General features: G+C 34.2%; 12 protein-coding genes. 10 read left to right on the top strand and 2 right to left on the bottom strand.

All coding sequences use genetic code 11. The features are described from left to right. The first annotated feature begins 113 nt into the window (after positions 1-113). Positions 114-887, top strand: coding sequence for a dienelactone hydrolase family protein (locus B0M43_RS22095; RefSeq protein WP_078005416.1), 774 nt, complete (start codon positions 114-116; stop codon positions 885-887). A 305-nt stretch (positions 888-1,192) separates the two neighbouring features. Continuing rightward, a complete protein-coding gene (locus B0M43_RS22100; protein ID WP_078005417.1) occupies positions 1,193-2,209 on the top strand; it encodes a M28 family peptidase in 1,017 nt (338 codons plus the stop codon). A gap of 281 nt (positions 2,210-2,490) precedes the next feature. On the opposite strand, the gene rho is transcribed toward B0M43_RS22100, so the two are convergent. Beyond that, on the bottom strand, positions 2,491-4,395 hold the full coding sequence (gene rho, locus B0M43_RS22105) for a transcription termination factor Rho (protein WP_078005418.1): 1,905 nt from the start codon (positions 4,393-4,395) through the stop codon (positions 2,491-2,493). Between the two features lie 181 nt (positions 4,396-4,576). On the opposite strand from rho, the gene B0M43_RS22110 reads away from it, so the two are divergent. The 3 genes from B0M43_RS22110 to B0M43_RS22120 all read left to right on the top strand — a co-directional run bounded on the left by B0M43_RS22110 (position 4,577) and on the right by B0M43_RS22120 (position 6,788). Beyond that, complete coding sequence (locus B0M43_RS22110; RefSeq protein ID WP_078005419.1) at positions 4,577-4,990, top strand: DUF4293 domain-containing protein; 414 nt, start codon at positions 4,577-4,579, stop codon at positions 4,988-4,990. Positions 4,991-5,154: 164 nt separating this feature from the next. Beyond that, on the top strand, positions 5,155-5,817 hold the full coding sequence (locus tag B0M43_RS22115; RefSeq protein WP_078005420.1) for a response regulator transcription factor: 663 nt from the start codon (positions 5,155-5,157) through the stop codon (positions 5,815-5,817). Positions 5,818-5,864: 47 nt separating this feature from the next. Then, on the top strand, positions 5,865-6,788 hold the full coding sequence (locus B0M43_RS22120; protein WP_078005421.1) for a sensor histidine kinase: 924 nt from the start codon (positions 5,865-5,867) through the stop codon (positions 6,786-6,788). Position 6,789: 1 nt separating this feature from the next. On the opposite strand, the gene B0M43_RS22125 is transcribed toward B0M43_RS22120, so the two are convergent. Further along, positions 6,790-7,284 (bottom strand): metallophosphoesterase, encoded by a 495-nt coding sequence (locus B0M43_RS22125; RefSeq protein WP_078006116.1) that lies wholly within the window; start codon positions 7,282-7,284, stop codon positions 6,790-6,792. A gap of 374 nt (positions 7,285-7,658) precedes the next feature. Between B0M43_RS22125 and truA the strand changes: the two genes are divergently transcribed. The 5 genes from truA (at position 7,659) to B0M43_RS22150 (ending at position 13,462) form a co-directional block, all read left to right on the top strand. Next, positions 7,659-8,393, top strand: a complete 735-nt coding sequence (gene truA, locus B0M43_RS22130) for a tRNA pseudouridine(38-40) synthase TruA (RefSeq protein WP_078005422.1) — start codon at positions 7,659-7,661, stop codon at positions 8,391-8,393. Positions 8,394-8,520: 127 nt separating this feature from the next. Continuing rightward, entirely contained in the window at positions 8,521-10,275 is a 1,755-nt protein-coding gene (locus B0M43_RS22135; RefSeq protein WP_078005423.1) for an ABC transporter ATP-binding protein, read from the top strand. A 142-nt stretch (positions 10,276-10,417) separates the two neighbouring features. Next, on the top strand, positions 10,418-11,002 hold the full coding sequence (locus B0M43_RS22140; RefSeq protein ID WP_065450655.1) for an NUMOD4 domain-containing protein: 585 nt from the start codon (positions 10,418-10,420) through the stop codon (positions 11,000-11,002). A 342-nt stretch (positions 11,003-11,344) separates the two neighbouring features. Next, complete coding sequence (lpdA, locus tag B0M43_RS22145) at positions 11,345-12,733, top strand: dihydrolipoyl dehydrogenase (RefSeq protein ID WP_078005424.1); 1,389 nt, start codon at positions 11,345-11,347, stop codon at positions 12,731-12,733. 219 nt (positions 12,734-12,952) lie between these two features. Further along, positions 12,953-13,462 (top strand): YgcG family protein, encoded by a 510-nt coding sequence (locus B0M43_RS22150; protein ID WP_123921746.1) that lies wholly within the window; start codon positions 12,953-12,955, stop codon positions 13,460-13,462. Positions 13,463-13,622: the final 160 nt, after the last annotated feature.

Genomic DNA, 13,622 nt, shown 5'->3' on the forward strand with positions numbered 1-13,622 from the left:
TATCCAGATGATTTTTATCTTAGAAGTCATCCTGTAGAAAACCTCATAAGAAATAGCTTAGGGGATATTTTTGTAACATAATATTTCTGATATTTGTTTAAAATTCTACCACTATGAAAAACTCTGCACTTCTTTTATTTGCTAGTATACTGTTTTCTAACACTATAAATGCACAATTAAAACCCGTAAAATATACAGATGGCTCTCAGGCTTTAAATGGTTTATTTATAAAATCTGCTAAAAAAAGCAGTCAGAATCCGGGCATTTTACTTTTACCTGCCTGGTTAGGAATCGATAAAGCCTCGAAAGATATTGCAGAAAATTTATCAAAACTAGGCTATAATGTTTTTATCGCTGATATTTATGGCGAAGGAAACTATCCAACAAATACTGCCGAAGCCGGAAAACAAGCCGGTTATTACAAAAAGAATCACGAAGTTTATCAAAAACGAATCAATGCAGCTTTGCAGGAATTAGTAAAATCCGGAGCCAATGCAGATAATATTGTTGCTATAGGATATTGTTTTGGAGGAACCGGAGTTCTTGAAGCTGCCCGCGGACATTTGAACTTAAAAGGTGTGGCTTCGTTTCACGGCGGTTTAGGTAAAGATGCAACCCGTCCTGTTGAACCAATTACAACAAAAGTATTGGTTTGTCATGGTGCCGATGATCCGTTTGAATCAAAAGAAGAAATTACAGCTTTTCAGCAGGAAATGCGTGACTCAAAAGCCGACTGGCAAATGATTTATTATGCCAATGCCGTTCACTCTTTTACCAACCCTGAAGCAGGAAACGACAACTCAAAAGGAGCCGCTTATAATGCAGTTGCAGCAAAAAGATCATTTGAGCATTTACAGCTTTTCCTGAATGAAGTCTTGAAAAAATAATATTGTATTGATAGCACACGAATTACTGTGATTAAAAGGATTTACACTGATTTTCAACATAATTAATTCGTGCTAATTCGTGCAATTTGTGGCAAAAAATAGCACGCGGATTTACGCTGGTTTAAAATAAAATTAATTCGCGCTAATTTGGGTAATTGCTTCACCTATACCATCGTTTTTACGGACAAACCAAATGGCTGTAGTTTGCAAAAAGTATGGCTTTGTTTTTTATTAACTCCTTTTTTATTCTATTTTTACTAATCTTATACGCTTTTTACACATTTGTAAACTTACATTAAACAACAATGAAAAAAATTATTCTTCTATTATTAATTGGCACTGCCTTTTCATGCAAAAATATGCAGTCGGCTGCATCAAAAGACAATTCTGATCCTACTAAATACATAAAATCTATTAGCGAAAAAGATTTAAAAAAGATGTTGTACGTTGTCGCTTCTGACGAAATGGAAGGCCGTGAAACCGGATCTAAAGGACAGAAAAAAGCGGGTCTTTATATGATCGAACAATACAAAAAAAGCGGAATTTCGTTTCCTAAAGGAGCAACAGATTATTACCAACACATTCCTGCTGCTTTCCTAAACGCCAGACGAAACGAAAATTTACCAGATTCCGAGAACATCTGGGCTTATATTGAAGGTTCTGAAAAACCGGATGAAGTCTTAGTAATTTCTGCTCATTACGATCACGTAGGTATCCAAAAAGGCGAAATTTATAACGGAGCCGATGATGACGGATCCGGAACTGTAGCGGTAATCGAAATGGCAAAAGCGTTTGCAAAAGCTAAGAAACAAGGACACGGACCAAAACGTTCGATTTTATTCCTTCATGTAACGGGTGAAGAGCATGGCTTGCACGGATCACGTTATTATTCTGAGAATCCTTTGTTTCCAATTGCCAATACAATTACAGATATCAATATCGACATGATTGGTCGTCGTGATGTAGAACATGCTCAAACAAATAATTATGTTTATGTAATTGGTGCCGACAGATTATCAAGCGATCTGCATAATATTGTAGTAGCACAAAATGAAAAATACACCAAAATAGATCTGGATTTTAAATATAATGACCCTAAAGATCCAAATCATTTTTACGAACGTTCTGATCATTATAACTTTGCAAAACATGGTATTCCGTCAGTATTCTTCTTCAACGGAGTTCACGAAGATTATCATGGAAAAGGTGACGAACCTGAAAAAATTGAGTACGATGCATTAACCAAAAGAACAAAATTAGCCTTTTCAATCGCCTGGGAATTAGCCAATAGAGAGAACAGACCGGTAGTGGATAAGAAATAAGTTGCTGAGACACTAAGATTCTGAGATACTAAGCTTCTAAGTTTTCTTTTATAGACTTAAGTCTAATATTGTTATTTCGGAGGAGAAATCACATCCAGAGAGCGACGCAATATATGCCTTCACTTTATGTGATTTCTCCTCCGTCGAAATGACACAAACTTTGAACATATTATAGCACAAAAATCAATAACAACAAAAAGGGATGAGTTTTAAAACTCATCCCTTTTTGTTGTTATTTAGTTTAATCTCAAAGAAGAAAACTTAGAATCTTAGCGTCTTTTTCAGTCATTCATAGAAATCAAAAACTCTTCGTTGTTTCTGGTTTTCTTAAAACGCTCGTTTACAAAATCCATAGATTCTACAGGGTTCATATCTGATAGATATTTACGCATGATCCACATTCTTTGTAATGTTTTTTCGTCCAATAACAAATCATCACGACGTGTACTTGACGAAGTAAGATCGATTGCAGGGAAGATACGTTTGTTGGCAATTTTACGATCTAATTGAAGCTCCATGTTACCGGTTCCTTTAAATTCTTCAAAGATCACCTCATCCATTTTAGAACCAGTTTCAGTCAATGCTGTTGCAATGATACTTAACGAACCACCATTTTCTACATTTCTTGCTGCTCCAAAGAAACGTTTTGGTTTTTGCAATGCATTGGCATCAACACCACCGCTTAATACTTTTCCAGAAGCTGGCTGAACAGTATTGTAAGCTCTTGCCAAACGTGTAATCGAATCTAAAAGAATTACAACATCGTGTCCGCATTCTACTAAACGTTTTGCTTTTTCCAAAACAATATTAGCAATTTTCACGTGTTCTTGTGGTTCTCTGTCAAAAGTAGAAGCGATTACTTCTCCACGAACACTTCTTTGCATATCCGTAACCTCCTCTGGACGCTCATCGATCAAAAGAACGATTAAGTAAACTTCAGGATGATTGGCTGCAATTGCATTTGCAATGTCTTTTAGTAACATTGTTTTACCCGTTTTAGGCTGAGCTACAATCATACCACGCTGTCCTTTTCCTATTGGAGAAAACAAATCGATAATACGGGTTGAAACTGAACTGCCTTTTTCGGCTAACTTGAATTTTTCTGAAGGAAAAACTGGCGTAAGGTGCTCAAAAGAAACTCTGTCGCGAACCACTTGCGGATCGTGACCATTAATTTTAAGTACACGAACTAATGGGAAAAACTTTTCGCCTTCTTTTGGAGGACGAACCACTCCTTTTACAGTATCTCCGGTTTTAAGACCGAATAATCTGATTTGTGACGTTGATAAATAAATATCATCGGGAGAGGCTAAATAATTATAATCTGATGAACGTAAAAAACCATAACCGTCCGGCATCATTTCAAGAACACCTTCACTTTCTATAATTCCGTCAAATTCAAAATCTGAATCTCTGAAATTGTTCTTTTTATTTTTATGATTTGGATTTTGATTCCCGTTATTCCCATTTCCGTTACCATTTGGATTTACATTTGCATTAGGATTAGCGTTTGAATTAGGATTTTGATTTGGATTCTGGTTTGGATTTTTATTTTGGTTCGGATTGACCTTTTTTACTGGAACTGCCACTTCTGTTTTTTCAGCAGTCGAAGTTTCTGCTACAGCTTCGCCTTCAGGAATTGCTTCTTTTGTGGCTTCTTTTTCTTTTTGCAAAGCGACTTTTTTCTCGTAAGCTGATTTATTGAATTTTACGATTTTTGGTCCTTTTTTCTCTATCTCCGTATTTTCTTCCTGAACTTCTAAATTTTCAGGGATTTCTGTTACTTCCTTAACTTCTGCAGCTGCTTTAACTATCGGTGCTTGTTTGGCTTTAGGAGCTATTTTGGCTGATGGAGTTATTTTTGCTGCCGGAGCTTGTTTCGCGACTACAGGAGCTTCTGTTTTTTCCGGAGTTTCCTCTATTGTATCAAATTCTAAGACTGGAGCATTTTTACTAATAGCCGCTTTTTTCACAGGAACAATCCTTGCTCTTTTAGGCTTATCATCAACATTTTCCTTTTCAGTAACAGCACTAGGAGACGGTGCTACAGTGGTTTCCTGATGTGCTAAAATCTGACTGATTAAGGTCTCTTTTTTGACACCAGTAAACTTTATAGTTTTAGCTAACTTAGCTATTTCTTGAAGCTCAGAAAGCTTCATTTCTTTTAATGCAGAAATATCAAACATGAATGTTCTATGAATTTAATTATTTTAACGGAATACTGTAAAAAGATAGGTAGATAATAATTTTCGATTGACCGCAGTATGAAGTGCTTACGGTATTATGATGCAATAATACGAATAAAATTTTATCATACAATAGTATTTTAAAAAAAGAAAATATATTTTTGTAAAACAATTTTACATCATGATACAACGAATTCAAACCGTTTATTTAATTCTTACGTTTATTGCAACAAGTGTTTTGATGCTTTTTATTCCGTTATGGACATTAAAAGGGGGAGCATTATTTTACTTTAATCAAGATCCAATATATAATATAATAGTTGGATTAAGTACGATGCTTACTATTGTTAGTATTATTTCATATAAAAAAAGACAAAATCAGTTTGTAATGAACAGACTGAACATAATATTAAATTTAATTTTATTAGGATTGTTTGTATATCGTTCTCTAAATTTATCTGGAGAAACACTTGCTGTTTCAGAGAAAGGTATTGGGATGTTTCTACCAATTGTTGCTATCGTATTATTAGTTTTAGCTAATAAGGCCATCAAAAAGGATGAAGATCTCGTAAAATCTGTAGATCGTTTGAGATAAACCTATAAACTTAAGTTTTTTGTGCGAAGAGAACCCGAATTGTATAATTCGGGTTTTTTTGTGCCTTATATTTTAGCAAATCTGAGAGAATCACTAAAACAAGCCTTAAAAACAAACTTTGTAAGATAATTTTTTCATAAATTTGCTTATTACTCCAAACAATCATGACACACAACATAAGGATACATCTTGCTGATGATCATCAAGTACTTATTGATGGCCTTACCAATTTGCTGCAAACCGTAAATAACTTTGAAGTTGTAGGCAATTCATTGGACGGAACAACTGTTTATCAGGATGTCAGTCAGAACAATGCCGATATTTTAGTATTAGATATCAGTATGCCTAAAAAAGATGGTATCGAAGTACTGAAAGAATTTAGCGAAAAGAAATTTCCCTGCAAAGTAATTATTTTGTCTAGTTATGATGATTTAAAAATCATAAAAGAAGTAATGAAATTGGGCGCAAAAGGCTATCTCACCAAAAAATGCGCAGGCGAAAATATCATTGAGGCCATCGAAGCTGTTTATCAGGGTCAGGAATATTTTTGTGATGCCGTACGGGAAAAAATCTTTAATAGTTTTACAAATAATAATCCAAAATTGAATAAACCAGTTTATGTTGAAAATCCTATTTTAAGTGCACGGGAAATTGAGATCATTACACTGATCTCATTAGAATATAGTGGCAAAGAGATTAGCGAACAGCTTTTTATCAGCCTGAACACGGTTGAAACACACAGGAAGAATATCATGAAAAAATTACAAACCAAGAATACGATTGGTCTTGTAAAATATGCACTAAAAAACAATTTAATAAATCCTTAGTGCCTTCTAAATATTAAAAAACCTATCGAAAAATTTACAGTTGAGTTATGGCTTTAATTAGAGTTTTTTTATTGTCGATTTTATTCACTATTGTGAGCGGAAACACTTTATTTAGCCAGCAAAATCAAGCCATTCCTTCAAAAGAAACAGAAATTGTAACGCAGCAAAATTCGAAAGGAAAAATTAATGAAATTCGAAAATTTGAAAAATTACGAAATAAAAAAATAGTTAGTTTATCTATTGTTCTGGTTATCATTATATTCTTTTTGTTTTATTTTTTTTACCAGAATAACAAACTGAAACAGAAGATAAAGCGAAAAGATACCAAACAAAAAATACTGCTTAACATTATCAATGCCGGAATAGATACCCAGGAAATCGAACGTAAAAAAATTGCCTCTTTTTTACACGACAACATCAATTCGTTATTGTCTTCTGTTGGCTTACACCTGAATACTTTTACAGCGCAAAACAATATAAAATCTGAAGAAATCCAGAAAGCAAAAGCCATTCTTCAGGAAGCACATGATCTTTTGCGAGATATGTCACACGACCTCGTCCCTACTCTTTTGGTTCGTTTTGGCTTGATTTATGCACTGGAAGATTTGTGCGAACGAAATACCAATTCGAGTATTCAGTTTGAATTTTTAAGCAAAATCCCTACTAGCAAAAGGTATATTGAAAAATTCGAAATGAAGGTTTATTTTATTGTATCTGAATTATTTAGTAACATCATTAAACACAGTGGGGCAAAAAAAGGCCAGATCATGTTATACGAAAACAACAATTATTTTATTGTAACGATACATGATGACGGAAAAGGTTTTAAAACCGAAAAACTCAACGAAGCCGAAGGTTTTGGTCTGAACCGAATTAGAGCCAGAATTAAAAAATACAAAGGCAGTTTATCGATTGTTTCAAACCCAAATGAAGGAACGTCGATAAAGATTAAAATACCGTTACCTCATTAAATTATTTCTTACCAATTTCTACAATCTCCAGATCTTTTATTTTATCATCATCAATTACAAATCGCAACATGGTTCGTACCTGATGAAATCCGCTTTTTCCTGCCGCACCGGGATTCATGTGCAATAAATTATTCTTTTTATCGAACATTACTTTTAGAATATGCGAGTGTCCGCAAATAAATAATTTTGGAGGATTGAGCGCCATTTCTTCTCTAATTGCCGGATTGTATTTTCCCGGATAACCACCAATATGCGTGATCCAGACAGCAACATTTTCGCAGAAAAAACGATTGTGCAACGGGAATTCTAATCGGGCTTGCGCATCATCAATATTGCCGTAAACACAACGTAAGGGTTTTAGCTTTTTTATTGTATCGGTAACAGTCAGATCTCCAATATCTCCGGCATGCCAAACTTCATCAGCCTGATTTACATATTTTAAAATAGTATCATCAATATGACTGTGGGTATCGGAAAGGAGGAGGATTTTTTTCATTTTTTTTGAGGAACAAAGGTTCAGAGGCGCAAAGGTACAAAGGTTTTTTTCTAAAAAAGGGTTCAAAGATACAAAGGTGCAGAGATTCAAATAAGCAGAGGTTTTTTTGAGATTTATAAAACTTAATACAGAACCTAAGTCTTCTTTCAAACCATTAGACACGCCATATGCATCCCTAAGATTTACAATATTATAAACCTTTGTCCCTTTGCGCCTCTAAACCTTTGAACCTGTAAAACCTTAGACGCACTGCTGTGCGTCTCTACGATTTGCCGGTGCATAAAAAAACTTAGAACCTTAGCATCTCAGAATCTTAGCAACTTTTTAAAAAAATCCTTTGTACCTTTGCGCCTCAGAACCTCTGTCCCTTAAAAATGAGATATTTTATTCAATTTGCCTACAACGGAACGCATTATCATGGATGGCAATTTCAGCCCAACGCCCCTTCTGTTCAGGAAACTTTAAACAAAGCACTTTCGGTTTTACTGAATGCTCCTATAAATGTAATGGGTGCAGGAAGAACGGATACTGGTGTTCATGCAAGTGAAATGTACGGTCATTTTGATTTTGAAACTCCAATTGATGTTGCTAGTTTAGTACATAAACTGAATTCGTATTTGCCAAAAGACATTGCGATTTTTGATATTATCTTGGTTAAGGACGACGCGCATTGTCGATTTGATGCTACAAAGAGAACGTATGAATACCACATCAATACTGTTAAAAATCCGTTTTTGCAGGAATTGAGTTGGTATTTTAATCAAAAATTAGACGTAGCTTTGATGAATGAAGCGGCGAAAATCTTACTGAATCATACGGATTTTCAATGTTTCTCGAAGGTAAATACAGATGTAAACACATTTGACTGCAAGATTTTTGAAGCGTATTGGAAAATTGAAAACAAGAACCTGATTTTTACTATTTCAGCCAACAGGTTTTTACGAAATATGGTTCGTTCTATTGTGGGAACTTTGGTCAATATTGGTTTACATAAAATTTCCCTAACCGATTTTGAAAATATCATTGCGAGTAAAAGCAGAGAAAAAGCCGGGTTTTCGGTTCCGGCACACGGATTATATTTAACCGAAATTGATTACGATTATATATAGCTATAAGCTTTAGGCTATAAGCATAAAGCTTAAAGCATAGAAAAAATAAATGAAAGCAAAAGCATTTAGGCTATTAGCATTAAGCCTATTGCCTAAAGCTTATAGCTTAAAGCATAGAAAAAAATAAATGAAAGCAAAAGCATTTGATACCGGATTATTCAAACGAATTTTAACTTATACAAAACCTTATAAATGGCGCTATTACGGCGTTATTATTTTTGCAGTTTCTTTGTCGATTTTTGCAGCACTTCGCCCCTATTTATTAAAACAAACGGTCGACGGCTATATCAAGACGCATGATAAGGAAGGTCTACTGATGTACATTGTATTGATGGGAGTGGTCCTTTTGATGGAGGTTTTCTCTCAGTTTTATTTTGTGTATTGGGCCAACTGGCTTGGGCAGGATATTGTAAAAGACATTCGTACAAAACTTTTTAAGCATATTTTGAGCTTTAGAATGAAGTACTTTGATTTGGTTCCGGTGGGACAATTGGTAACCCGATCAGTATCTGACATTGAATCGATTGCACGTATTTTTAGTCAGGGATTGTTCATGATTATTAGTGATTTGATGAAAATGCTGGTGGTTTTGATTTTTATGTTTTACATGAACTGGAAACTGACCTGGATTGTGGTTGTTGCGATGCCTATTCTGGTTTTTATTACCCGAATTTTTCAACGTAAAATGCAGGTTGCTTTTGAGGAAGTACGTACGCAAATTGCCAACATGAACTCGTTTGTTCAGGAACGTGTTACGGGAATGAAGATTGTACAGCTTTTTAACCGTGAGAAAATTGAAGCGGATAACTTTAAGGTTATAAATGATAAACACCGCGTGGCGTGGATTAAAACGATTTTATATAACTCGATCTTTTTTCCTATTGCTGATATTATTTCGTCGATTACTCTAGGTTTGGTTGTAGTTTATGGCGGATTTAAAATCCTGAACGGAGATCACTTTACGACTTTTGGAGATTTATTTTCGTACACGATGTTTATTGGGATGTTGTTTAACCCATTACGTCAGATTGCGGATAAATTTAACGAGATGCAATTAGGAATGATTGCTGCCAATCGTGTTTTTGATATTATTGATACTCAGGACCATATTCAGGATACTGGAACACTTGAAGCTCCGGTTTTTGAAGGAAGTATAGAATTTAAGGACGTTCGTTTTAGTTATATTCCGGAAGAGGAAGTGATAAAAGGTATTGATTTATCTGTAGCTTCAGGTCAAACCGTGGCAATTGTAGGTTCTACAGGAGCAGGAAAATCAACGATCATCAATTTACTGAATCGTTTTTATGAAATCAACAGCGGAACTATTTTTATCGATGGTCATAATATAGAGAACTATACACTGGCTTCGTTGCGAAAACAAATTGCAGTGGTTTTGCAGGATGTATTTTTATTTGCCGATACGATTTACAACAACATTACTTTACACAATCCAGAAATTACACGTGACAAGGTTCTTGACGCTGCAAAAAAAATTGGCGTACACGATTTTATCATGAGTTTGCCGGATAATTATGATTTTGATGTTAAGGAACGTGGTGTAATGCTTTCGTCCGGACAACGCCAGTTGATTGCTTTTTTAAGATCTTATGTGAGCAATCCAAGTATTTTGATTTTGGATGAAGCAACGTCATCGATAGATACGTATTCTGAAGAATTGATTCAGCGTGCTACCGAAACGATTACAAAAGGAAGAACTTCAATTATTATCGCACATCGATTGGCGACAATTGTAAATGCTGATAAAATTGTAGTAATGGATAAAGGCTTAATTGTTGAGCAGGGAACACATCAGGAATTACTCAATAAAGTCGACGGTTACTACAAAAACCTCTACGACTCCCAGTTTTCGGTCGCTAATTAAATTTGAAATGCTAAAAAAATTCTTAAAAAAGTTAAATTAGCGTTATAGGAATCATAAATGTAATATCTGGAAGAAATTATATAACTGCTTTGATTTTTGAATTATTTATATTTGAGTATGTATAATTCAAATGCAAAAGAAAATGCCACAAAATAGATTTTATCCAAACGAACAATTCAAAGAAATAGAAATAAACGCTTCATTACAACTTAGATATGCCATTTCAAACAAAGGCCGATTAATCAGCTTTTCAGACGAAATTCAAAACGGTCGTCTCCTTAAAGGCGGTTTAAGTGATGGTTACCCAACCTTTAGATTTAAGGTTAAAAATGACGATAAAATTGTCAATAAATATCTTTTCTTATACAAATTAGTTGCCCAGTATTTTATCCCAAAAACATCCGAAGAACAGACTTATGTATTGCATCTGGATTATAACAGAAGTAACGATGATGTAAACAACTTGCGTTGGGCTACAAAAGCCGAAATGATGGCGCATAGCCGCAAAAGTCCACGTGTGATTCAGGCAAAAAAGAATCTAATCGAACACAACTTAAAAGCCGACGGAAGAAAATTAACAACTACCAAAGTAATGTTAATCAAGAAAATCCTGGCAAGACCGGAACAAAAAACAAGACTTAAAATGATTGCCAAACAATTTGGCGTAAGCGAAATGCAAATAAGACGTATTGCCAGCGGTGAAAACTGGGGACACGTTAAGGTTTAATTATAAATTATGAATGATTAATTTTTAATTGATTTCTCATTTGAGCGAAGTCGAAGATCTTTTCAATACGAAAAGGACTTCGACTTCGTTTATTTTGATAAACAATTTAATTTGAGACTTCACTTCTAAATCTGATTTTTCAATTCATATTTCACAATTTGCAATTAACAATTACTTAAATTTCTGTGAAAAGATCAAAATCAGTACGTGTAAAAATAAAATTTCAGGTGTTTTTTAAAATAAATCCTTAAATTCGCAATCACAAATAACAAAAGAATAAATCGAAAAATGAGTTTCGGAATTAAACTTCATTTTCGGTAATAAATACTAAAAACCAAAAAGATGAAATACGACGTTATTGTTTTAGGAAGTGGTCCTGGCGGATATGTAACAGCAATTAGAGCTTCACAATTAGGCTTTAAAGTTGCTGTAGTAGAGAAAGAAAACCTTGGTGGTGTATGTTTGAACTGGGGATGTATCCCAACAAAGGCATTACTAAAATCAGCTCAGGTTTTTGATTACTTAAAACACGCTTCTGACTACGGATTAAAAGTTTCTGAATTCGATAAAGATTTCCCTGCTGTAGTACAACGTAGCCGTAGTGTTGCTGACGGAATGAGCAAAGGAGTTCAGTTTTTGATGAAGAAAAACAAAATTGACGTTATCGAAGGTTTTGGAAAACTAAAACCAGGTAAAAAACTTGACGTTACCGATAAAGACAATAAAGTTACTGAATATAGCGCTGATCACATTATCATTGCAACTGGTGCCCGTTCTCGTGAGTTACCAAACTTACCACAAGATGGTGTAAAAGTAATTGGTTACCGTCAGGCAATGACTTTACCAACACAACCAAAATCTATGATTATTGTAGGTTCTGGAGCGATTGGAGTTGAATTTGCACATTTCTACAACTCAATGGGAACTGAAGTTACTATTGTAGAATTTATGCCAAACATTGTTCCTGTTGAAGACGAGGATATCTCTAAGCAAATGGAGCGTTCTATGAAAAAAGCAGGAGTAAAAATTATGACCAACTCTTCTGTTGAGAAAATTGATACTACCGGAACTGGTGTAAAAGCAACTGTAAAAACAGCAAAAGGAGAAGAAATTCTTGAAGCTGACATTGTACTTTCTGCCGTTGGAATTAAAACAAACATCGAAAACATAGGTTTAGAAGAAGTTGGAATTGCTGTTGACAGAGATAAAATCTTAGTAAACGCTTACAACGCAACTAATATTCCTGGATATTATGCCATTGGAGACGTTACTCCTGGACAGGCTTTGGCTCACGTAGCTTCTGCAGAAGGAATTAACTGTGTAGAAAAAATCGCTGGTTTACACGTAGACCCAATCGATTACGGAAACGTTCCTGGTTGTACTTACGCAACTCCTGAAATTGCTTCTGTAGGTTTAACAGAAAAACAAGCTAAAGAAAAAGGATACGATTTAAAAATTGGTAAATTCCCATTCTCAGCTTCAGGAAAAGCAAAAGCTGCAGGTGCTGCTGACGGATTCGTAAAAGTAATCTTTGATGCTAAATACGGAGAATGGTTAGGATGCCACATGATTGGTGCTGGTGTTACAGATATGATTGCAGAAGCAGTCGTAGCTCGTAAACTAGAAACTACAGGTCATGAAATCCTTAAATCTATTCACCCTCACCCAACAATGAGTGAGGCAGTTATGGAAGCTGTTGCTGATGCTTACGGCGAAGTAATTCACTTGTAATATCAAACCGTTTTACGGTTACATATAATTTTCAATTTAAAAATCCGGTTTGTGAAAACAAATCGGATTTTTTTGTTTTAATAGAAGGACGCATCTGCCCTCCTTTCACTTACCTTAACTTTACAAAAAAACAAATAAAATAGTAACCTTTTGATAGCAAACTGAAGCCCATTTATGATAATAAAATGATATTTTTGCAGCACCCAAATTTATTTTCAAATGAAAAAGATATTACTTGTTATTACAATTTCTTTCCTTTTGCCAAACAACTTTTTTGGCCAGTCGGGAAAAGCAATTGCTCAAAATTCAGTGACCGAAAATACTTTTTCAAAATCATATAGTTATCTAAACGATTTCGAAAAAATATTAACTTCAAATCAAATTGTAACTTTAAACACCACTTTAAAATCATCTGAAAAAAAATCAGGTCATAAAATTATTGTTGTTACCATTTCATCAATAAAACCGTACGCGAGTGTTCCGGAATATGCATACTATTTAGAAAAGTATTTATCAGATAATTTAAAATTAAATCCTGCAATTTTAATTGTATTAAGCAAAGAGTTACGACAAATTCAGATTCAAAGTAGTCGAAAGGGACTTAATAAACTAACTGAAGAAGAAACCAAAAACATTATAAACAATTTTGCAATACCCGAATTTAAAAAAGGTGATTTTTATAAAGGTTTAGAAAATGCGGTAAATCAAATTGTAAAAAAAATAGAATAGATTAAAAAAACCTTTTTTATAGAATCCGGTTTGCGAAAGCAAGTCGGATTTTTTTACTGCAAAAAAACTAAAACGCCATAAAACATTCATAAAATCAACCATTACTTTTTTTACTTTCTTACAAAAAAATTATATTTACGTAATACGAAATAATATTCTA

The organism is Flavobacterium sp. KBS0721, assembly GCF_002007065.3.
GTDB lineage: Bacteria > Bacteroidota > Bacteroidia > Flavobacteriales > Flavobacteriaceae > Flavobacterium > Flavobacterium piscis.

Coding starts and splice junctions, on each gene's coding strand:
- B0M43_RS22095 (WP_078005416.1), top strand. CDS start 114: ATGAAAAACTCTGCACTTCTTTTATTTGCTAGTATACTGTTTTCTAAC.
- B0M43_RS22100 (WP_078005417.1), top strand. CDS start 1,193: ATGAAAAAAATTATTCTTCTATTATTAATTGGCACTGCCTTTTCATGC.
- rho (WP_078005418.1), bottom strand. CDS start 4,395: ATGTTTGATATTTCTGCATTAAAAGAAATGAAGCTTTCTGAGCTTCAA.
- B0M43_RS22110 (WP_078005419.1), top strand. CDS start 4,577: ATGATACAACGAATTCAAACCGTTTATTTAATTCTTACGTTTATTGCA.
- B0M43_RS22115 (WP_078005420.1), top strand. CDS start 5,155: ATGACACACAACATAAGGATACATCTTGCTGATGATCATCAAGTACTT.
- B0M43_RS22120 (WP_078005421.1), top strand. CDS start 5,865: ATGGCTTTAATTAGAGTTTTTTTATTGTCGATTTTATTCACTATTGTG.
- B0M43_RS22125 (WP_078006116.1), bottom strand. CDS start 7,284: ATGAAAAAAATCCTCCTCCTTTCCGATACCCACAGTCATATTGATGAT.
- truA (WP_078005422.1), top strand. CDS start 7,659: ATGAGATATTTTATTCAATTTGCCTACAACGGAACGCATTATCATGGA.
- B0M43_RS22135 (WP_078005423.1), top strand. CDS start 8,521: ATGAAAGCAAAAGCATTTGATACCGGATTATTCAAACGAATTTTAACT.
- B0M43_RS22140 (WP_065450655.1), top strand. CDS start 10,418: ATGCCACAAAATAGATTTTATCCAAACGAACAATTCAAAGAAATAGAA.
- lpdA (WP_078005424.1), top strand. CDS start 11,345: ATGAAATACGACGTTATTGTTTTAGGAAGTGGTCCTGGCGGATATGTA.
- B0M43_RS22150 (WP_123921746.1), top strand. CDS start 12,953: ATGAAAAAGATATTACTTGTTATTACAATTTCTTTCCTTTTGCCAAAC.